Origin of the sequence: Fictibacillus enclensis (assembly GCF_001457035.1) — a bacterium.
GTDB lineage: Bacteria > Bacillota > Bacilli > Bacillales > Fictibacillaceae > Fictibacillus_C > Fictibacillus_C enclensis.
In genome coordinates this window covers 1,208,680-1,228,709 of the sequence record NZ_KQ758617.1, presented here as the reverse complement: position 1 = coordinate 1,228,709, position 20,030 = coordinate 1,208,680, and the positions used below count along the sequence as shown (strand labels likewise).

Here is a 20,030-nt window from a genome sequence, read left to right as displayed (position 1 = left end):
CAATGGATATCAAAAGCATGACTGTCAAAAATTATAGATCTATCGGAGATCGTCCACCATTACACATAGAATTAGGGGATTTAACTGTGCTTTCAGGTACAAATGATTCAGGCAAAACTTCTTTTCTAATTTCTAGCTATTTGAGTTCAGTTGTTCTTCACAATAGGAAACTGGTTAAATCCGATTTTCACTATAAACTTGGCTCGCTGAAAGGAAGTGTCCATTTTAATGATGTACAGGGTGAATCACATGAAGATCAGATTGTCAGATGGGAATTTGGCTTAACAGAGGAACAATGTGACAATATCTATCGAATTTATAACAGAGGTTCTTTAAAAGCACAGATTGAAATAACCGGTGTTATTATTAATGAAGAATCCTTAAGAGAGTTCTTGAAGACCGTAAGTATTTTTGTTGATGTCCCTTTATCCCCTCCCAATGGTCATTATCTTCATGATTGGACAGACAAAGATGAATTCACTTCTTTTTGCATCAATTTTTTCAAATTAGAGAGGTCTGGTGATACTTCTTTCTTTGTTGAATTATTGTATAAGGAGTTAACAAATATATTATCGAAAATTGAAAGAAGATTAGACTCTCTTTTTATCTTTAGCAGTACAAGAGACAGGATATTCAATATAAGCTTGGATGGAATAGAGACATCTGAGCAAGTGACATCGGAGTTAGTGGAGTTTTATAAAGAAATAAATAAGGAAGAACGAAGAAGAAAGGGAGATTACCAAAAATTCATTGAATATTGTAAAGTCTTATTTCCTGATCTTGAGCAGATAGAAATAGGAACGCCTGTAGATAAAGTTATTAATGAGGACTTATTTATTACATGGTCAAAAAGCCAAAACACACACTATCATCCATTAAGCAGAAGTGGTGCTGGAATAACTAATGTTTTATACATCATATCTAGACTCATTGGGAATTTTTCCGATTCATTTATCGTTTTTATAGACGAGCCTGAAAATGGTCTACATCCAAAATTACAAATGAAAATCGTATCCTTACTTAAGAAGTTAACAAAGGAGTTTAATGTAAAAGTAATACTGTCTACCCACTCGCCTTTTATAATGCAAAAAGTAAAAGGTAACGATAAATTATACCTCTTAGAACATAATGGTCAAGGGTCGCCCTATAGAATTTGAAAGGAAGGAAGAAGCATTTCATGCACTTGGAGCATACCTTCCTTTATCTTTAACAGCCAACGGAATAATCTTTGTAGAAGGGCAAACTGAGGTCAAGGTATTATCTATTCTTCTAAATAAGGTTGGAATAGATATTGAAAGAGAAGGAGTTCTTATCATTCCTCTTGGAGGTGAAAATTTATTTGTCATCGATCCAAGAGATATAAAAAAAATTCATGAAAAGAGCATTGTTGTCATTGACAGTGATTTAGTAAAAAGCGAACAAGCAGGTGGAAGTGTTAAAAAATCAAAAGTACAGTACGAAGAAGCATGTCAAAAAGCTGATGTAAATTGTATCTTACTAAGAGAATTTAGAACTATTGAAAATCTTTATCCAAAAGATGTTCTTGCAAAAGTTCTTAAAAAATAGATGTAAACGAACTATCACACGATAATTTCGGTGAAATATCTCAAATACCAGACCGCAACAAAGTAAATACTGGAGAAAAAGTTGCATTAGAAATGACTAAGGAGCAAGCTTTTGAATTTCCTTTAATACCGAAAATACTAGAATGGTGGCAAAGTTGAGGGGGTTAGGTGAATATTAACTTACCACCTGAAAACCTCTTACCAAGACAATTATATGAACTTTATTATAGGAGGTTGGTGAAGTGTAAGCTTTGACTCGGAAACTGTAGAATTCTGTGATGTGTAGATGAAGCTCTTCTCCCACTTATGAACCCCATGAGAATGTAGGAAATACCTTCCCCATATACTCACTAAAAGAAAAGAGACTCCTTGGTTTGGGAGTCTCTTTAACTTGCCTCATATTCTTTAACCTTGCGGTAGAAGGTAGCTTTAGTCATTCCTGCTTGTTCCATTGCTTGAACACCTGTTATTTCTCCTGCTTTCCATTGTTTGTAGGCATTCTCAAATTCAACTGTAATAGACGCTTTAGGTCTTCCTAGATGTTTACCTTGTGCTTTAGCGGAAGCAATTCCTTGTGCTTGTCGCTTCTTAATATTTTCACGTTCTTTATCAGCAACAAACGATAGGACTTGTAGTACTAAGTCACTTACAAACGTTCCCATTTTGTCAGCATACTTACGAGTGTCTAATAATGGCATATCCAATACAACTATATCTGCTTTGATATTCTTAGTTATATCGTTCCATTCGTTGAATATGCCAGTGTAGTCACGTCCTAAACGGTCAATTGACATAATGTATAGGACATTACCTATTTTAAGCATACGCTTCATTAATTGATAGTCAGGTCTACCAAAGCCCTTACCGCTTTGCTTGTCTGTAAATATGTAGCCTTCGTCAATTCCTAACTCTCTTATTGCGTCTAATTGTCGTTGTTCATTTGTTCCTTACTTGACACACGTACATATGCAAATTCTCTTGTCATTTTCATTAACTCCTTACTATTAGCTTGTGAGTCAAGTATATAACAGGGTGTTCCAAAAGGTTAATCCTTATTTTGATACGTTTCATAATCATTATACCTTTTGATACTATACAAACACAGGTTTATTCAGTACTTAAATACAGTCTCATAAGGTTGTACCTTTTGAAACATATAGCGTATCGAAAACAACATGATAAAACAGTTAGGAATGATGGAAATATTATTCCAAAATTAACATTATTCAACGCCTTTGAACGAATTTTGAAGCGCGCCCATCTTCCCAAAGTGCCAATCCATTCATTACGTCATACACATGCTGTTTTGCTTTTGGAAGCAGGAGCTGATATGAAGTATGTTCAGGAGCGTTTAGGTCATGGCAGCATTGAAGTTACATCGGATGTTTATGCCCATATCTCCAAGAAGATAGAAACTGATACTATGGTTAAATATGAAGAATAAATGAAAAATGTCTTAAAGTAATAATTTTTCGGTCCATTTTTGGTCCTGCATTATTTAAAAATGAAATCAACCTATATGACCAAAAAGCAAAAACCCCTTAACACCAATGGTGTCAAGGGGTTTATATCTTAATACATGCTCATGTATTGTTCGCGTTCCCAAGGGTGAACTTGTGTACGGAACATATCCCACTCAATTTCTTTTGCTTCCACAAAGTGTTCAGCCGCATGCTCGCCAAGCGCTTTAATCAGCACTTCGCTCTTCTTCAAGCGGTCGAGCGCTTCTTTAAGCGTTGCAGGAAGATCTTTGATTCCTTCTGCTTCACGCTCATCTTTATCCATAACATAAATGTTGCGGTCAATTGGTTCTGGAGTTTGCAATTGGTTCTTGATTCCGTCAAGACCGGATGCCAGCAATACCGCCATAGCAAGATATGGGTTTGCTGTAGGGTCAACACTACGAACTTCAACACGAGTGCTCAGTCCGCGGGAAGCCGGGATACGGATCAGCGGGCTGCGGTTTTGCATGGACCATGCAACATAACAAGGAGCTTCATAGCCCGGAACCAAACGCTTGTAGGAGTTTACAGTCGGGTTGGTTACAGCAGTAAAGTCTTGAGCATGCTTCAGGATTCCAGCAAGGAACTGCATCGCTGTTTCGCTAAGTCCAGTTTCAGTGGACGCGTTGTAGAATGAGTTCTCGCCGTCTTTAAATAATGACATGTTGGCGTGCATTCCTGAACCGTTCACACCAAACAGCGGCTTCGCCATAAAGGTAGCGTGAAGTCCATGCTTACGGGCGATGGTTTTAACTACAAGCTTAAATGTTTGGATGTTATCACAAGTTGTTATAGCATCCGCATATTTAAAGTCAATTTCATGCTGTCCAGGAGCTACTTCATGGTGAGATGCTTCGATTTCAAAGCCCATATCTTCCAGCTCGAGAACGATGTCACGGCGGCAGTTTTCGCCAAGATCCGTCGGCGCAAGGTCAAAATATCCGCCCTTGTCGTTAAGCTCAAGAGTTGGCTCGCCTTTTTCATCATTTTTAAAGAGGAAAAATTCCGGTTCAGGTCCAATGTTGAAGTCCGTGAAGCCCAAATCTTCCATTTCATTCAGTACGCGTTTCAAAATTCCGCGAGGGTCGCCGGCAAATGGTGTGCCATCCGGATTGTAGATATCACAGATCAGACGGGCTACTTTTCCTTTTTCAGAAGTCCAAGGGAATACAACCCATGTGTCTAAATCAGGGTAAAGTAGCATATCGGATTCCTCGATGCGCACAAATCCTTCGATAGAAGAACCGTCAAACATCATCTTATTATCCAATGCCTTTTCCAATTGTCCGATAGGAATTTCTACGTTTTTGATTACGCCCAAAAGATCGGTAAACTGAAGGCGAATGAAACGTACATTTTCATCTTTTGCAATTTGCATGATGTCTTCTCTTGTAAATTTAGCCAATTGTTACTCCTCCTTAGAAATTGAATACAGCATTCGTTGGTAAGATTAGTGGAAAAAGCGGGATAGTTCCCCCTGGATCAAGGACGTCTTCCCTAGTCTGCCCGCATGCAACAAATCACGCTTTAATCGGCGGTGTATGGCAGCGTCAGACACTTGCTCGTTCTTAACCTCATTTTTCAAAAGGCTAACCGCTTGCTGGTTCAGCTCAAACACACGCTTGATCCCTGCAAGATTGACGCCTTGTTCAATCAGAGACTTGATTTCCAGCAATTTATCCACATCGTTGAAAGAGAACATTCTCCGGTTGCCGTCTGTTCGAGCCGGGTTAATCAGTTCATGTTCTTCATAATATCGAATTTGCCGGGCAGATAATTCAGTTAGCTTCATAACAATACTGATCGGAAATAAAGGTTGATTCCGTCGTGTATCATCATTCATCATCGTAAGCCCTCCTTCCAACTACTTTTATCTTATGTTACATAACCTAACATGTCAATACTATGTGAGAAGAAATAACATAAAATTATCAAAAAATATTTTATATTCGTTTAATGGAGCAGATTTTGTTCCATTAATTGGTCGATAGCCGTCAAAATGGCGATTTTGACATGCTCATAAGTAAGGCCACCCTGAACATAGGCGATGTATGGCGGACGGATCGGTCCATCAGCCGTGAGTTCAATGCTCGCTCCTTGGATAAAGGTTCCTGCGGCCATGATTACATCATGTTCATAGCCGGGCATATATCCGGGATAAGGAACGGCATGGGCATTGACCGGTGAGACAAGCTGAATCGCCTGGCAAAACGCCACCATTCGTTTTTCATCATTAAATTTAACAGACTGAATCAAGTCGGTACGCTTTGAATTCCATGCCGGATTGGTCTCCATTCCGAGACTTTCAAGAAGAGCTGCTGTAAAGACTGCTCCTTTTAACGCCTGTGCGGTAACGTGTGGTGCCAAAAAGAACCCTTGGTACATTTCAAGCAGGCTGTATAAAGAAGCGCCTGCTTCCGCTCCTATTCCTGGTGACGTGAGCCGGTATGAACACCGTTCCACCAGTTCTTTCTTTCCTGCTATGTATCCGCCCGTCTTGGCAAGCCCGCCGCCCGGGTTCTTGATCAGTGAACCCGCAATGAGATCCGCTCCAACTTCGCACGGCTCCTTTTCTTCCACAAACTCTCCATAGCAATTATCCACGAACACCACTACATCGGGCTTGATTTTTTTTACGAATGAAATCATCTCTCGGATTTCTTCAATTGTAAAAGATGGCCGATCCGCATATCCTTTTGATCGCTGGATACCTATCATGCGCGTTTTGCCATGAATAGCATTTCGAATCACTTCAAAATCCGGACGTCCCGATGGAGTCAGCTCGGTATGCTGGTAGGTAATACCATACTCTTTTAATGAACCTGTCCCTTTTCCGCGGATCCCCACAATTTCTTCAAGTGTGTCATACGGCTTTCCGGTGATATAGAGAAGCTCGTCCCCCGGCAGCAAAACACCGAATAAGGACAGGGAAATGGCGTGAGTGCCCGAGATGATCTGCGGCCGTACGAGCGCTGCTTCGCCTCCGAATACCTGGGCATACACCTTTTCGAGCGTATCCCGGCCGGCATCGTCATATCCATACCCGGTGGAGGGAGTGAAATGAAAATCACTCACCTTTTGTTCTCTGAAGCTTTTTAACACTTTTAACTGATTGAATTCGGCGGTCTGCTGAATCTTCTCGTGCTGATCGCAAATTTTTTCTTCTGTGGCTCTTGTTAAGCTTTGTAATCTTTCTCCGTTTTGGAACTGTGAAAACATGTGGTGCTCCTTTTATTGTAATTTCGTGGATGGCAAGGCATAGCCTTTACATTCATACGCTTGATTTTCTTCTTCAAACTTTTGCTCCATTAATATGGTCGTTGTTTTCAGCATGGACAGCGTTTTGCCTTCTGAAGCCGGAACAAAAATATGATAGTAATCCATTTGCTTTTTCATTTCTGTTTCGATGACTTCTTTTAAGCGCTGCACATCCTCCGTCTCAAAGGCAGAGATGGATATGGATGTTGCAGCAGCCGGAATAAAGCCCTCATTAAATTGATCCTTCTTATTAAATACAGTCACCATGGGAATGGATGCGGCTCCCAATTCCTTTAAGATTGAGAGCACCGTTTCTTCATGCTGTCCGCGGTCTTCGCTCGAACCGTCGATAACATGGATGAGCACATCCGCTTCTCTTACTTCTTCAAGTGTCGAACGAAACGCAGCAATCAGCGAAGTGGGCAAGTCCTGAATGAATCCTACGGTGTCGGTGACAAGCACCTGCAATCCCGAAGGAAGATGCATTTTTCTCGTTAATGGATCAAGAGTGGCAAACAGTAGGTTTTCTTCATAGCTGTCTGCCCGCGTCAATCCGTTGAACAGCGTGGATTTACCCGCGTTAGTATAGCCGACCAGAGCTGCTTGTATGGCCTGGTTTTCCTTCCGCCTTTCTCTGTACCGTTCCCGGTGGTGAACGATATCTTCCAGCTGTCGTTTAATATCGGTAATCTTCGTGCGGATATGCCTCCTGTCCTGTTCAAGCTTGGTTTCCCCGGGACCTCTGGTGCCGATACCGCCCCCAAGGCGCGACAAAGACGCACCAATACCGGCCAGCCTTGGCAGGATGTATTGCAGCTGGGCCAGTTCGACCTGCAGCTTACCTTCCCTGGAGCGTGCACGGGTGGCGAAAATGTCGAGGATCAGCTGTGTGCGGTCAATGATCCGTGCTTCAAAGTAACGGGACAAATTCCGGTTTTGCGCTGGTGTAAGCTCATCATTGAAAATAATAAGATCGGCCTCCAGCTCTTCTTCAAGAGCTACAATCTCTTCAATCTTCCCTTTCCCGATGAAGGTGGACGCGTCGTATCTATCCCTTTTTTGGGTAACCGTGGCCACAGCTTGTCCCTGAGCTGTTTTGGTCAAGGACTCCAGCTCTTCCATGGAATAAAAAAATCGCTCGTCGGTTTGCCCTGGCAGCTGGCAGCCAACGAGGATGGCTTTCTCTTGTTGAGAATGCGTAGTATCTTCCAAAAAATCGACCTGCTTTCGTTTTTTATGATACGTTCATCATATCAAATTCCTTGTTTCTCTTCCAGATGCAGGTCATCTGCCATGAGTGTCATCAATGATTTTTTGTCCGTCCGTTCCTCTTTTAACAACCGGACCGATTGTTTTCTCACCGCTTTTTCAATAATGTTGCGGATGTACCTTCCATTTGAAAAGGACTTTTCACCGGCCGCACACACGCGCTGCAGGTGCTGCCGCAGCTTCCACTCCGAATCTTTGGCCATGATATACTGCCGTTCGGCAACCATTTTCCGGGAGATTTCCATGAGTTCATCAACCGAGTAATCGGGAAACGTGACCATGATTGGAAATCGTGACGGCAAACCTGGATTTAGTTTCAGGAATCGGTCCATCTCTCCCGAATAACCGGCAAGAATCAGAATAAAATCATGCTGCTGGTCTTCCATCGCCTTTACAAGGGTATCAATCGCTTCTTTCCCAAAATCCTTTTCGCCGCCGCGGGCGAGCGAATAGGCTTCATCAATAAACAAAATCCCGCCCATCGCCTTTTTTAGCAGATCTCTTGTTTTCTGGGCGGTATGACCGATATATTCTCCGACTAGATCGGCACGCTCCACTTCAATCAGATGCCCCTTTGAAAGAACATTCATTTCCAGAAACAGGTTTCCAAGCAAACGGGCTACCGTCGTCTTTCCTGTTCCCGGATTTCCCTTAAACATCATGTGAAGCACTTGTTTTTCAACCTTCAGCCCTTGATTTTCTCTGCATTTATTCACATAAAGCCACGCATAGATTTCCTTAATGAAATTCTTCAGTTCCTCCATGCCAACCAACGACGACATTTCCTGTTCCATTTTTTTTAACGGAAGATGCTTTTCAAGCTGCCGCCCTTCCTTTGGTGCAGAAACAGGCGCGTCTTCCACTTTCTCTCTTTCTGTATTCTGATTCAGGATAATGTTGATCTGGGTCTTCTTTTTAAATGTCATGGAATCATGCAAGAGATTCACCTCTCTTTAGCTGTCTAGAATTAATATACGCATGACATTGTTTATGGGTGACAAATGCCTATCTTTTCCTGCCCTCATTCTAATGTATTCTTGAGAGTGGCAATTATACGGGCTTGGAGAACAACTCGGAATCCCTTAATCTTTATAAATAATTTCGTATTTTTATACAACAAGCACGCTATAAATGTTCAGATAAACAGTATTTTCTGAAATTTCAATGTATATTTAAACGAAATAATGTATTGACTAATATTTCTAGCTATCTTATTGTTGAAGTTAGTTGCGAATAAAGGAACGATGAAAATGTATTTTATCAAAAAGGCTTTACTAGTGATTACCGGATTGTTTTTAACCGCTTTCGGGACAAAGCTGCTGACCATTTCCCATCTCACGTTTGGGGGCACAGCTGGCATCTCTACTTTATTAACCTTTTCAACGGGGATTTCCTGGGGCGTTTGGTTTTTTATGATTAACCTTCCCTTCTTTATTTTATCGGTAAAAAGATTGGGAATATTGTTTTCTGTTTACACATTGCTTTGCATCTCTCTGATTTCCATCCTCAGCGGCTTTTTGAAGATTGCTCCGACAAATGGTGTCCATCCGATATTTATTGCTGTTGCAGCTGGATTGATCATTGGAAGCGGAGTGGTGCTCGTCCTCAATAACGGAGCTTCTCTTGGAGGCATCCACATTTTGGCCGTTTATATGGATCAGCATCTTTCCATCAATCGCGGAAAGACACTGTTCATTACCGATTTTCTTATTGTTTTGTCCGCCTCATTGATGGTCGGAATGGTGAACGCACTCTATTCCGTGATCACTATAACGATTGCAAGTTTCCTTGCCGGTAAGTTCAAACCGCAGCAGGGGGCTAAATCGGACGAAAATAATATTCCGGTCGAAGCTTCTCTTTAATCGAAAAATCCCTAAACTTTTTCAATAATTGACAAAAACCCCTCAAACTTTTATGAAAAAGTTTAGGGGTTTTTGTCATTTTCTGCGCTTCTCCGGGAAATAGTTTTATTCGTACACTTGCCTCCCCTGATTGTTGCGCTTCATCCGGTCCATATCTTTTTGTTCGTTTTTCTTTGCCTGATTGGACGGCGGGATAATTTTGCCGATTAAAATCCCCAGCCTATTGTATACATCATCCGTATTCAGCGTATCGCCATCATCAATTTTGCGCTGAATCCCCCTCATTTCCTTAATAAGTGCGGGATCAGCTGTAATCGCAGCATTCTTTCCGTGCTCATTTCCCTTGATGCTCTGGTAGACCTTCAGCCGCAGCCGATCCTTTTGTTCCTGAGAAAGTTGTTTCTCGGGCGTAATTCCCACGAGTGTATAAATGCCGCTCACAATGACATCTGCCTGTTTTACCCCTGGCACGGTTACTGCCAGATCATGAATTTCCTTCGCATTTTTCGCCTCATAGTTTTTTTCATTCACATTGGGAGCATCATTTTGGGAGTTCGGCAATTTCTTCATGTTGACCTTCGTTGGTGCCTTGTAGTTTTTATCTTGGTCCAGATCCAGTTCTTGTTCTGAACAGCCCGAAATCATGATCACCGCTCCAATGACTAGCAAATAGTTTCGCATGGAATAACCCTCTCTTTTTCATTGTTAGGGTTAGTGTTCAATCTTCCACACGCAAATATTCATTTTGTTAATATGTGCCCTTGGAGGTAAGTATTGGTATAATGAAAAAAACGCCATACGGAGGTTGCTATGTTCCCGCTTATCGATTCCTTGCCGAACTATTCGGCTGTTTATTTAGAAGCATTGGAGAAGAAAGGCAGACAGGAAAGTACCATCAGGCGATATTTTTATGATATGAATGACTTTTTGGCATGGATGCGTGTCGTCAAAAAAGAGGACAGCTTTTCAGCCTTTCAGTCACTGCAAACCAGAGACTTTCAATTGTATTTTGATTTTTTAATGAACGAGCGCCACTATTCGCTTCGCACTCTTCAGCGTGTATTGACAGTGCTCAAGCAGCTCGTCCAGTTTCAGATCGCTTTAGGGAACCTTTCTTTCAATCCGGTAAACGGCGTTCAAATCGGTCCTAAGGATGATCCTTTTTTTACGGAAGAGGACTTTATCACAAAGGAAGAGCTCCAGCGGCTGTTTGAAACCGTGCGTTCGTATGAGGGCTTAACGGAAAATCAGCAAAAATACCGTCACATGCTGATCGACCGCAACCAGTCGATTATTACGTTGCTTGCCTACTATGGATTAACCCTGCATGAGCTCACATCACTCAGAATGAAACATATCAACTTCACAAAAGGGTATGTTCATGTTCCGTCAGAAACGAGCCTTACCCGAGACATACCATTAGAGAAAAATGACCAGATGTTGCTTTATTCTTATTATGAGACCATTCCACAGGCCGTTCGTCCGGCATGGTATTCCAACGACCACTTCCTGGCCGCTTTTGACTATCAGCGGGGAACCTACCGCTGGGTATACAAAACACGTTCCCCAAAACCGCTCACCCAGATTGCGGTACAAAAAATGATCCGGCTTGAAATCCAAAGATCCGGTTTGCGCAAGGGGATATCGGCGCAGCATCTGAGGAGAACGTGCATTCTGAATGATGTAAAGGCAGGACTTGATTTTGAAATCATGAAAACCAAATACGGATTCAAATCTCCCCTAAGCCTCCGCAGATACTATGATTATCTTCAGGCCATACCAACATAAAAAAACCTTGCTGAACGTTCAGCAAGGTTTTTTTTTCAGTTCCCAACGTACCTATGTATCAATTTTCAGCCGGCAGCTCCACCGGACGATGAGGTGTGAAAGTTGAGATGGCATGTTTGTATATTAAGTGTTGTTTTCCTTCTGATTCCAGGATGACCGTAAAGTTATCGAACCCTTTCACCAGCCCTTTAAGTTGAAAACCATTTAGTAAATATACAGTCACATAGATATTTTCTCGTCGTAATTGGTTCAAATACTGATCCTGGATATTGATCGCTTGCTTCATGTATACGTCCTCCTCATTTGCCATTAGAATAGTCATTCGACAAGTTCTTTTCTTTTCCTTCTACAAATAATCTGATTTCATTAAATTTCTCGTAAAAGTTTAAAGCGGACATATCAAACCATTGAACATCCATTTGATTTCTGAACCAGGTGTACTGGCGCTTGGCATATCGTCTAGAATTCCGCTTCAGAAGTTCGACAGCTTCTTCTAACGTCATACGCCCATCAAGATATTCATAGATCTCTTTATAGCCGATTGCCTGAACCGATTGGCAGTCCCGGACCCCTTCTCGATATAAACGCTCCGCTTCTGCCAAGAGTCCCTGGGACATCATTTGATCCACACGTTCATTGATTCGTTTATACAACAGGCTGCGTTCCATCGAAAGTCCGATTAAGCGTAAATCGTAAGGACTCTCTTGAGATTGTTCCTGCTCCTTGAGGGTCTCTGTCATCGTTTTTCCTGTTACATGATAGATTTCAAGCGCACGGATTACCCTTCTCACATTGTTTGGATGGATGCGAGTTGCACTCTCCGGATCTTTTTCCTGCAAAATGGCGTATAGCCAGTCCGCGCCTTTTTCTGAATGCAGATCCTCAAGCTTTTCGCGGTAATGTTCATCGCCGGATGCGGTTGAAAACATATATTTATGGGTGACCGAACGGATATACAACCCGGTGCCCCCGACAATAATGGGCAATTTACCGCGCTTGTTGATATCCGTAATACAGGTTTTAGCCCGATCCTGGAATTCTGCCGCAGAAAAAGAATCACATGGATCTTTTATATCAATCAGGTGATGCGGAATACCTTCCATCTCATCTTTTGAAATTTTCGCCGTCCCGATGTCCATGCCCCTGTAGATCTGCATGGAATCCCCGCTGATCACCTCACCGTTCAACGCTTTAGCCAGTTCTATTCCGGTTTTTGTTTTACCGACCGCCGTGGGACCGACAATTACAATCAATCGTTCTTTCATAAAAACTCCTATCAATCATCAATTGATTTTAACTCTGTTTCTTCCTATCATATACGAAAACTCACAAAAAACCAAAAGGGTAAAAAACCGGTGCCTTTATAAATGAAGCACCGGTTTTTGGGATTACATGACGCGCTTAAACATCTTTTCCATTTCATAGGTTGAAAAGTGCACGATGATTGGCCGGCCATGTGGACATGTATAAGGATCTTCACTCTTTCGGAGTGTCTCAAGCAGCGAGAATATTTCATCATTGCGCAGATGATGATTGGCTTTAATGGAGCCTTTGCACGACATCATAATCGCTGCTTTTTCACGTAATTTTTTAATATCCGCCTTTTTATCTTTTAATACCTGACCGATAAGGTCTTCAATGCTTTCCTGTTCATAGCCTGAAGGAAACCATTGAGGGTGAGCTTTAACAATGAATGTACCCGATCCGAAGGGTTCAAGAAAAACACCCACCTGCTCAAGAGCTTCAAGGTTGTCATTAATCGTCAGCGCTTCTTTGCTTGTAAACTGAAAGGTTAGCGGGATCATCAGCTCCTGCAGCTCTGATGCGACCTGTCCTACTTTTTCTCTGAAAAATTCATATTTGATCCGTTCCTGTGCCGCATGCTGGTCGATAAGATACATGCCTTCTTCATTCTGAGCAATGATATAGGTTCCATGCATTTGCCCGATCGGATACATGACAGGGATTTTTTCAATCTTTTCCTCCGGTTGTTCCTTTGGCTTTACCACTGGTTCCGGTTCAAATGAGGGTGCTTCTTCCTGTATAAATGGTTCTTCAAGGATGTCTGCTTCTGAAGCCTTTTCCACCTTAGAAATGGAGTCGAATGCCGGGATTGTGGCCGGCTGGACCGGGCTGAAACCTGCTGGTTCTTCCTGCAGCTTTGCAGTTCCGTTCCATACTTGAGCCTTTTTTGGAGCATCTGCTTCTTCAGTGATGGTGTTCGTGTTCTCCGGAGAAGATAACCGGTGTTCGAACGAAAAGGATCCTTGTTCTGAGTAATCCTTTTGCGGTTTCTGTTCAATCCTCACCGGTTCGGGAATCAGCCTGAGGGACCGGAGTACGTTTCTCACTTCTTCTTCAATGAGACCGGTGAGCTCCGGTTCTTTGCTCAACCTGGCTTCCAGCTTGGAAGGATGAACGTTTACATCAATAATGGACGGGTCCATTGTGATGGACAGAGAAACAACCGGATGCCTGCCAATCGGCAAGAGTGTATGATACGCCTGCTGGATGGCACGCTGGACATGGTAATTTTTAATATATCGGCCGTTCATGAACAAGGAAACATAATTTCTTGAAGCTCTTGTTATTTCCGGTTTTGCAATATAACCATTGATTTCATAGTCCAGGGATTTGGCGGACACCGGGACCATGTTTCTGGCAACGTTCATTCCGTAAACGGCTGCGATGACATTTAACACATTCCCGTTGCCATTCGTGTTTAATATATCGCGTCCATTATGGCGCAGTCGGAATGAGACTTCCGGATGGCCCATCGCCAGCCGGTTGATCACATCTGAAATGTTTCCAAGCTCTGTATTGATCGTCTTCATGTGCTTCAGTCTGGCCGGTGTATTATAAAATAAATGGCGGACGGTAATGTCAGTTCCTTTTCTCGCGTTAGTGGAAGAAAGAGACTGAACCTCTCCATTTACCAGCACCAGTGTTGTCCCCGGTCCATTTCCTGTTCCTGTACTCATTTCCATATGGGAAACAGAAGCGATGGAGGGCAACGCTTCTCCACGAAAGCCCATTGTGCGGATCTGAAACAGGTCCTGCTCTTCTTTTATTTTACTCGTGGCGTGCCGGCTGAAGGCAAGCTTGCAGTCCTCGGGTTCAATGCCGTCCCCATTGTCAATGATCCGAATGAGAGAGAGTCCTCCCTCTTCCAGTTCGATTTCAATGCGGGTAGAGTGTGCATCGATTGAATTTTCCACAAGTTCCTTCACGACTGATGCAGGACGCTCAACGACCTCACCCGCCGCAATTTTATTGGATAGGTGATCGTCCAGTTGGATAATTTTTCCCACTTGATCGTCTCCTTTATTTTACTTTCTTTTGCAGGTTAAACAACGCATTCATTGCATCGAGAGGTGTCATCTCCAAGAGATTAAGAGATTTCAACTCTTGCTCCACCACTGAAGTTTCCCTCTTTTTGCCGGAATGGGGTTCTTCAGCAAACAGGCTTAGCTGGGTGTCCTCTTCCGCTACCTTATCAATCTCTTTTACTGCTTTTTTAGGAGAATGGTCGAAGGATTCGAAATCCAGCAAAATTTCTTTCGCCCGTTCGATGACGCCTGTTGGCAATTCTGCCAGCTGCGCGACATGAATACCAAAGCTTTTGTCGGCTTGGCCATCGATAACTTTATGAAGGAACACCAATTTCCCTTGCTCCTCAATCGCTGACACATACACGTTTTTCAATGAATCAAGTTCGGATTCCAGTACGGTCAATTCATGATAATGGGTGGAAAACAGCGTCTTGGCTCCGATATGGTGATGAATGTATTCAACGATGGACTGTGCCAGGGCCATTCCGTCATAGGTAGATGTTCCTCTTCCGATTTCATCCAGCAGAATGAGGCTTTCTCTCGTTGCTTTTTTCAAGGCGTACCGCGTTTCAAGCATTTCCACCATAAATGTACTTTGTCCGCCTACCAGGTCATCCGCCGCTCCAATCCGGGTGAAAATTTGGTCGAAAAGCGGGAGCTCTGCCTGATCGGCTGGTACGAAGCAGCCGATCTGCATCATGATGGCGGTCAATGCCAGCTGTCTCATGTACGTGCTTTTCCCGGCCATGTTCGGTCCTGTTATCAGCAGCATGGACCGATCGGAGTTTAAACTGATATCATTGGGCACGTACTCTTGGGCGTCCATCACCTTTTCCACCACCGGATGGCGGCCGTTGATGATTTCCACGTGGTTGGAATCTGAAATAACCGGCTTCACATAGCGCTGCTCCTCACTGACTGTGGCAAACGCCTGAAGGACGTCAATTTCACTAAGCTGTTTGGCCAGCTCCTGAAGGGACTGGATATAGCCTTTTACGTGTTCTCTTACCTGTAAAAACAAATCATATTCGAGCGCAACCATCTTTTCCTCAGCTTCAAGAATAAGACGCTCTTTTTCTTTAAGATCCGGTGTAACAAACCGCTCAGCATTGGCAAGCGTCTGCTTTCGCTCATAGCGGCCTTCCGGGATCAGCGAAAGGTTGGACCGGGTAATTTCTATAAAATATCCAAAGATCCGGTTGTAGCCGATCTTTAGAGATTTGATTCCCGTTTCATTTCGTTCTCTTTGTTCAAGGGAAGCAATCCATGCTTTTCCGTTCACACTGGCATCCCGATATGTATCCAGTTCTTCATGGTAACCATCTTTAATGATTCCTCCTTCTTTGATAGAGAGAGGGGGATCGTCATGCAGCGAACGCTCAAGATAGTCAAATAAATCTTCGTGCAAATCCATCTTATATGAAATCTCGAGGCTGTATGGATTTTTCAGCTGTGAAAGACTCTGTTTGATTCCCGGCACGCTTCCAAGCGTATGCTTTAATTGAATCAGGTCGCGTGCTGTAATGTTCCCGAACGACACTTTTCCTGCCAGCCGCTCCAGGTCATACACTTTTTTTAGCTGGTCGCGAAGCTCCTGCCGGACGAAAAATTCCTGCATCAGTTCTTCCACTACCCCAAGCCGCTGTTTGATCCGTTCTGGTATAAGCAGAGGCTGTTCAATCCATTGTTTCAGTCTTCGGCTTCCCATCCCTGTTACTGTACGGTCAAGAAGCCATAACAAAGAACCTTTCTTGCCTTTTGCCCTGTTCGTTTCCACCAGCTCCAGGTTTCGTTTCGAGAAGCTGTCTAGCTTCATGTATTCATTAAGATGCTGAACACTGACCGGCTGAATATGATCCAATGCCCGTTTTTGGGTGTGCAGCAAATAGTGAAACAAACGTCCGCATGCTTCCTTCAGAAGCGGACTTTCATTTTCCCCGAGTAAATGCGCAAAGGGATCGGGTACTTCCCCCTCATCCTGAATGGAGCTTGTGATCTGATAACGAAGCCGGAGTGGTTCGGCAATCTCTTCATAAACCGGAGCCGACGATATAACTTCCCGTGCATGAAGGGCTTGTACCTCCTGAAGCAGCATAGTGGAGTCTCCCCTGAACTGATAGCCTTTCAGTTCACCGGTGGACAAGTCATTCAACACAATGCTGTATTCTTCCTCGCCGCAGGCAACCGCGGCGATAAAATTATTTTCCGTTTCTTTGAGAAGGTTGTGATCCATGACCGTTCCCGGTGTAATGATTTGGATCACTTCCCGTTTCACGACTCCTTTTGCTTCTTTCGGGTCTTCCACCTGCTCGCAGATGGCCACTTTATGGCCTGCTTCCACGAGCTGTTTAATATAGTTGGCGGCAGAATGGTGGGGCACGCCGCACATTGGAATGCGGTCGGACGTTCCGCCGTCTCTGCTTGTCAGTGTAATTTCAAGGAACTGAGATGCCTTCACCGCATCCTCAAAGAACATTTCATAAAAATCACCGAGCCTGAAAAATAAAAAAGCGTCCCGGTGCGACGATTTGATTTTTAAATACTGCTGCATCATGGGAGTATATTGGGCCATGCTTTCACCTAACTTCTAAGTACTTTTTACAATAGTTCATTATAGCATAGTACGATTGCGAAGACTCAAGAAAACAAATCCTTTCCCACAATAAAAAAGCAAGGAAGAAGGCCCCTTCTTCCTTGTGCTTTTATTCCTCCAGTTCGCCCATGAAGAACTGGTCGATATCTTCAACATCCTCATCGTCGAGCCCGTAATCCCAATCCTTATCTTCCCACTCATCTGGCTTGGCATCGGAGTTTACATAAACACATACCTTCGTTTCGCCAATCACATCACACACAAATTCCCGTTCACACTGAATGACCATACGGCTGCCGTTCGGTGAAATGGTGCATTCGAGCGTGTTCGGGGCCTGAATGCAGCGTGCAGAAACATCAAGGTCCTTGCCCGTGGCATGTTCATCTTTTGTACTCAGAATAATTTCATCCTTATAGCCCACGGTTTCCGTGCATACTTCCGTTTTCGTGTTATTGTTGTATGAATACCAAATGTTTACATCATATCTGCCTTCCACTGTCACGCTGTCATCCGCCGACCTGGTAGCTTTAAAGGTATGATTGATGATCCAGCTTCCCAGAATGCTCGTCGGTTTATGACTCGGAGTGATCGTATGTGTTGACTGAGAGAATTTCCGTCCCTTGCCGCATACAGCTTTGCAGATTATCTCTCTGTAATTCAGATCTTGATCTATGTTCGCCATAGACTTAACCCCTCCTCTTCCAATCTTCATTTCATCCTATGCAGGGCGAATGACTAGTGTGCTAACTATTTTTTTATGAATCCGTTAATACAGTTTATGTAAGATGCCCAGATGGTGACCTGTTTTTTAAAATTTTTATATTAATAATACGGTACGTGAAATTTAAAAAAGCATAAAAAAAAGACCAAGAGAATGTCAGATTCTCCTGGTCTTGCGCTTTAATGGCATCCGCAGCTGCCGCTTGCGCAGCTTTCAGCTGATCCGGTGGTTCCTTTTAACTGGTCTCCGCCGGTCGATTCGATGATCTCGTCGGTAACTGTATTGGAAATCGTATGAGACACCATCTGTAATATGTCATTCACATCCGCTTGTGACTGCTTGAATTCCTGAACAACCGGAATGCTGTCCATTTCTGCCATAAGGGAGTCAATCTTGGCTTCCATTTCTTTATGTGCTTCATGCTTGCCATAATGCTGAAGATTGACGGCTTCTTTTTGTAATTGTTTTATCCGGGCAACCAATGTAGATACATTGCTGTTTTCATTAATTTGCTGTTCCGCCCTTTTGAAAAAATCCACTTCTTCGGTTTGAGCAATCATTTCCGCCAATTCTTTTGCTTTGTCTAAAATATCACTTTTTGTATAGCTCATCCTTAAACCACTCCCGCCTTTTCGTCTGCTAGATCACCGCTTAATGTCCATGTTTTTGCATCCGTAATATGGACTTTAACAATCTTTCCAATCAAATGCTTCGGCCCTCTGAAGTTTACTACTTTATTGGAGGCCGTATGACCGGACAGGACTTCCGGATTCTTCTTGCTTTCCCCTTCAACGAGTACCTCGACCACCGTGTCAAGATAAGCCTGGTTTTTGCGGAGGGAAATTTCATTCAGGACGGCATTCAAACGCTGCAGTCTGTCCTTTTTCACTTCATGCGGCACATTATCCTTCATCTTCGCTGCAGGTGTCCCCTCCCTTGGTGAGTAGATGAACGAATAGGCTGCGTCAAATTCCACTTCTTTTACAAGAGATAAGGTGTCCTGAAACTGTTCTTCAGTTTCGTTTGGAAACCCGACAATAATGTCTGTCGTAAATGAAGCATTCGGGATCGCATTCTTGATTTTGCCCGCCAGCTCAAGGAAATGTTCACGGGTGTATTTTCTGGCCATGAGCTTTAATATATCACTGTTCCCGTGCTGGACTGGCAGGTGAATATGTTCTACAAGGTTTCCTCCCTTGGCGAGCACTTCGATCAGATGGTCATCAAAGTCACGGGGATGACTGGTAGTAAACCGGACTCTCGGGATATCGATTTTACGGATTTCATCCATAAGATCGCCGAGGCCGTATTCTATGTCCTCAAAGTCTTTACCATACGCATTGACGTTCTGCCCGAGCAGTGTGACTTCCTGATAGCCGTTCCGGGCCAGGTGCCTTACTTCCTCGATAATATCCTCCGGACGGCGGCTTCGTTCCTTTCCTCGGGTATACGGAACGATGCAGTACGTACAGAACTTGTCACAGCCGTACATGATGTTGACCCATCCCTGAATGTTGCCTTTGCGCACACGCGGGAGGTTCTCTACGATATCTCCCTCTTTGGACCACACTTCCACGACACGCTCTTTGGAAAAGTAGGCTTCTTTTACAATTTGAGGCAGTCTGTGGATGTTATGGGTACCGAATATCATGTCCACCTGATCATACGTTTTAAGAAGCTTGTTCACGACTGATTCTTCCTGGGACATGCAGCCGCACACTCCGATTAAAAGATCGGGATTTTCAACCTTCATCGGTTTTAAGTGGCCCAGTTCACCAAACACTTTGTTTTCCGCATTTTCCCGGATGGCACAGGTGTTCAGCAAAATCAAGTCAGCTTCCTTCATGTCTGTTGTTGCTTCATAACTCATATCTGACAGGATGCCGGCCATGACCTCGGTGTCATGTTCATTCATCTGGCAGCCGTATGTTCTGATATAGAATTTTTTGCCGGCACCGATTTTTTTCAAGTCTTCATCGACGGCAAAATCTTTTACGATGTTAATTTGTTCTTTTCCGCGTTTCTTCGCGTCCTTCAATGACGGAGGCTGATAGGTTGTCTGAAAATAGCTGGCATAATCCTTCGTCGTTTTTTCTTTATCTTTCGCAGGTGTTGATCCTGGTTGATTCACTGCAATTCC

Annotated in this window: 17 protein-coding genes and 2 pseudogenes; 5 read left to right on the top strand and 14 right to left on the bottom strand. The window is 43.4% G+C overall.

Annotated features, from left to right (window positions below):
* The first annotated feature begins 2 nt into the window (after positions 1–2).
* Together AS030_RS06445 and AS030_RS06440 are read left to right on the top strand one after the other, a co-directional pair.
* The gene (locus AS030_RS06445) at positions 3–1,157 is read left to right on the top strand and encodes an AAA family ATPase (protein WP_061969632.1); all 1,155 of its coding nucleotides are present in this window, start codon (positions 3–5) and stop codon (positions 1,155–1,157) included.
* Positions 1,129–1,566 (top strand): TOPRIM nucleotidyl transferase/hydrolase domain-containing protein, encoded by a 438-nt coding sequence (locus tag AS030_RS06440; protein WP_061969630.1) that lies wholly within the window; start codon positions 1,129–1,131, stop codon positions 1,564–1,566. Before AS030_RS06445 ends, AS030_RS06440 begins: the two co-directional genes overlap by 29 nt.
* Positions 1,567–1,951: 385 nt before the next feature.
* On the opposite strand, the pseudogene AS030_RS06435 reads toward AS030_RS06440, so the two are convergent.
* Positions 1,952–2,550: pseudogene (locus tag AS030_RS06435) on the bottom strand (recombinase family protein).
* 204 nt (positions 2,551–2,754) lie between these two features.
* Here AS030_RS06435 and AS030_RS22900 point away from each other — a divergent pair.
* Positions 2,755–3,009: pseudogene (locus AS030_RS22900) on the top strand (tyrosine-type recombinase/integrase); the annotation flags it as partial.
* A gap of 128 nt (positions 3,010–3,137) precedes the next feature.
* On the opposite strand, the gene glnA reads toward AS030_RS22900, so the two are convergent.
* From glnA to spoVK, 5 genes are all read right to left on the bottom strand, one after another.
* Positions 3,138–4,472 carry a type I glutamate--ammonia ligase gene (gene glnA, locus AS030_RS06425; RefSeq protein ID WP_061969628.1) on the bottom strand — a complete coding sequence of 445 codons (1,335 nt, stop codon included), beginning with the start codon at positions 4,470–4,472 and terminating at the stop codon, positions 3,138–3,140.
* A 45-nt stretch (positions 4,473–4,517) separates the two neighbouring features.
* Positions 4,518–4,910, bottom strand: coding sequence for a MerR family transcriptional regulator (locus AS030_RS06420; protein WP_061971588.1), 393 nt, complete (start codon positions 4,908–4,910; stop codon positions 4,518–4,520).
* Between the two features lie 110 nt (positions 4,911–5,020).
* Positions 5,021–6,286: a methionine gamma-lyase family protein gene (locus tag AS030_RS06415; RefSeq protein WP_061969625.1), complete on the bottom strand. Its 1,266-nt coding sequence runs from the start codon at positions 6,284–6,286 to the stop codon at positions 5,021–5,023.
* A 12-nt stretch (positions 6,287–6,298) separates the two neighbouring features.
* The gene (gene hflX / locus AS030_RS06410; protein ID WP_061969623.1) at positions 6,299–7,537 is read right to left on the bottom strand and encodes a GTPase HflX; all 1,239 of its coding nucleotides are present in this window, start codon (positions 7,535–7,537) and stop codon (positions 6,299–6,301) included.
* Positions 7,538–7,578: 41 nt separating this feature from the next.
* Positions 7,579–8,532 carry a stage V sporulation protein K gene (gene spoVK, locus AS030_RS06405; RefSeq protein ID WP_129475906.1) on the bottom strand — a complete coding sequence of 318 codons (954 nt, stop codon included), beginning with the start codon at positions 8,530–8,532 and terminating at the stop codon, positions 7,579–7,581.
* A 312-nt stretch (positions 8,533–8,844) separates the two neighbouring features.
* Here spoVK and AS030_RS06400 point away from each other — a divergent pair, with 312 nt between their 5' ends.
* Positions 8,845–9,456 (top strand): YitT family protein, encoded by a 612-nt coding sequence (locus tag AS030_RS06400; protein ID WP_061969621.1) that lies wholly within the window; start codon positions 8,845–8,847, stop codon positions 9,454–9,456.
* A 105-nt stretch (positions 9,457–9,561) separates the two neighbouring features.
* Here the strand turns inward: AS030_RS06400 and AS030_RS06395 are convergent, their stop codons facing one another.
* Complete coding sequence (locus AS030_RS06395; RefSeq protein ID WP_061969620.1) at positions 9,562–10,137, bottom strand: YhcN/YlaJ family sporulation lipoprotein; 576 nt, start codon at positions 10,135–10,137, stop codon at positions 9,562–9,564.
* 129 nt (positions 10,138–10,266) lie between these two features.
* Here AS030_RS06395 and AS030_RS06390 point away from each other — a divergent pair, with 129 nt between their 5' ends.
* Entirely contained in the window at positions 10,267–11,244 is a 978-nt protein-coding gene (locus AS030_RS06390) for a tyrosine-type recombinase/integrase (RefSeq protein WP_061969618.1), read from the top strand.
* Between the two features lie 58 nt (positions 11,245–11,302).
* Here the strand turns inward: AS030_RS06390 and hfq are convergent, their stop codons facing one another.
* The 7 genes from hfq to miaB all read right to left on the bottom strand — a co-directional run bounded on the left by hfq (position 11,303) and on the right by miaB (position 20,021).
* The gene (gene hfq, locus AS030_RS06385) at positions 11,303–11,530 is read right to left on the bottom strand and encodes an RNA chaperone Hfq (protein WP_061969616.1); all 228 of its coding nucleotides are present in this window, start codon (positions 11,528–11,530) and stop codon (positions 11,303–11,305) included.
* A gap of 13 nt (positions 11,531–11,543) precedes the next feature.
* Positions 11,544–12,521 (bottom strand): tRNA (adenosine(37)-N6)-dimethylallyltransferase MiaA, encoded by a 978-nt coding sequence (gene miaA, locus AS030_RS06380; protein WP_240482285.1) that lies wholly within the window; start codon positions 12,519–12,521, stop codon positions 11,544–11,546.
* 111 nt (positions 12,522–12,632) lie between these two features.
* Positions 12,633–14,555, bottom strand: coding sequence for a DNA mismatch repair endonuclease MutL (gene mutL, locus AS030_RS06375; RefSeq protein WP_061969610.1), 1,923 nt, complete (start codon positions 14,553–14,555; stop codon positions 12,633–12,635).
* A gap of 13 nt (positions 14,556–14,568) precedes the next feature.
* Positions 14,569–17,148 carry a DNA mismatch repair protein MutS gene (gene mutS, locus AS030_RS06370; protein WP_061969607.1) on the bottom strand — a complete coding sequence of 860 codons (2,580 nt, stop codon included), beginning with the start codon at positions 17,146–17,148 and terminating at the stop codon, positions 14,569–14,571.
* A gap of 130 nt (positions 17,149–17,278) precedes the next feature.
* Positions 17,279–17,851 carry an outer spore coat protein CotE gene (cotE, locus tag AS030_RS06365; protein ID WP_061969604.1) on the bottom strand — a complete coding sequence of 191 codons (573 nt, stop codon included), beginning with the start codon at positions 17,849–17,851 and terminating at the stop codon, positions 17,279–17,281.
* A 218-nt stretch (positions 17,852–18,069) separates the two neighbouring features.
* Positions 18,070–18,501, bottom strand: coding sequence for a YlbF/YmcA family competence regulator (locus AS030_RS06360; protein ID WP_061969602.1), 432 nt, complete (start codon positions 18,499–18,501; stop codon positions 18,070–18,072).
* Between the two features lie 2 nt (positions 18,502–18,503).
* Positions 18,504–20,021 carry a tRNA (N6-isopentenyl adenosine(37)-C2)-methylthiotransferase MiaB gene (miaB, locus tag AS030_RS06355; RefSeq protein ID WP_061969599.1) on the bottom strand — a complete coding sequence of 506 codons (1,518 nt, stop codon included), beginning with the start codon at positions 20,019–20,021 and terminating at the stop codon, positions 18,504–18,506.
* Positions 20,022–20,030: the final 9 nt, after the last annotated feature.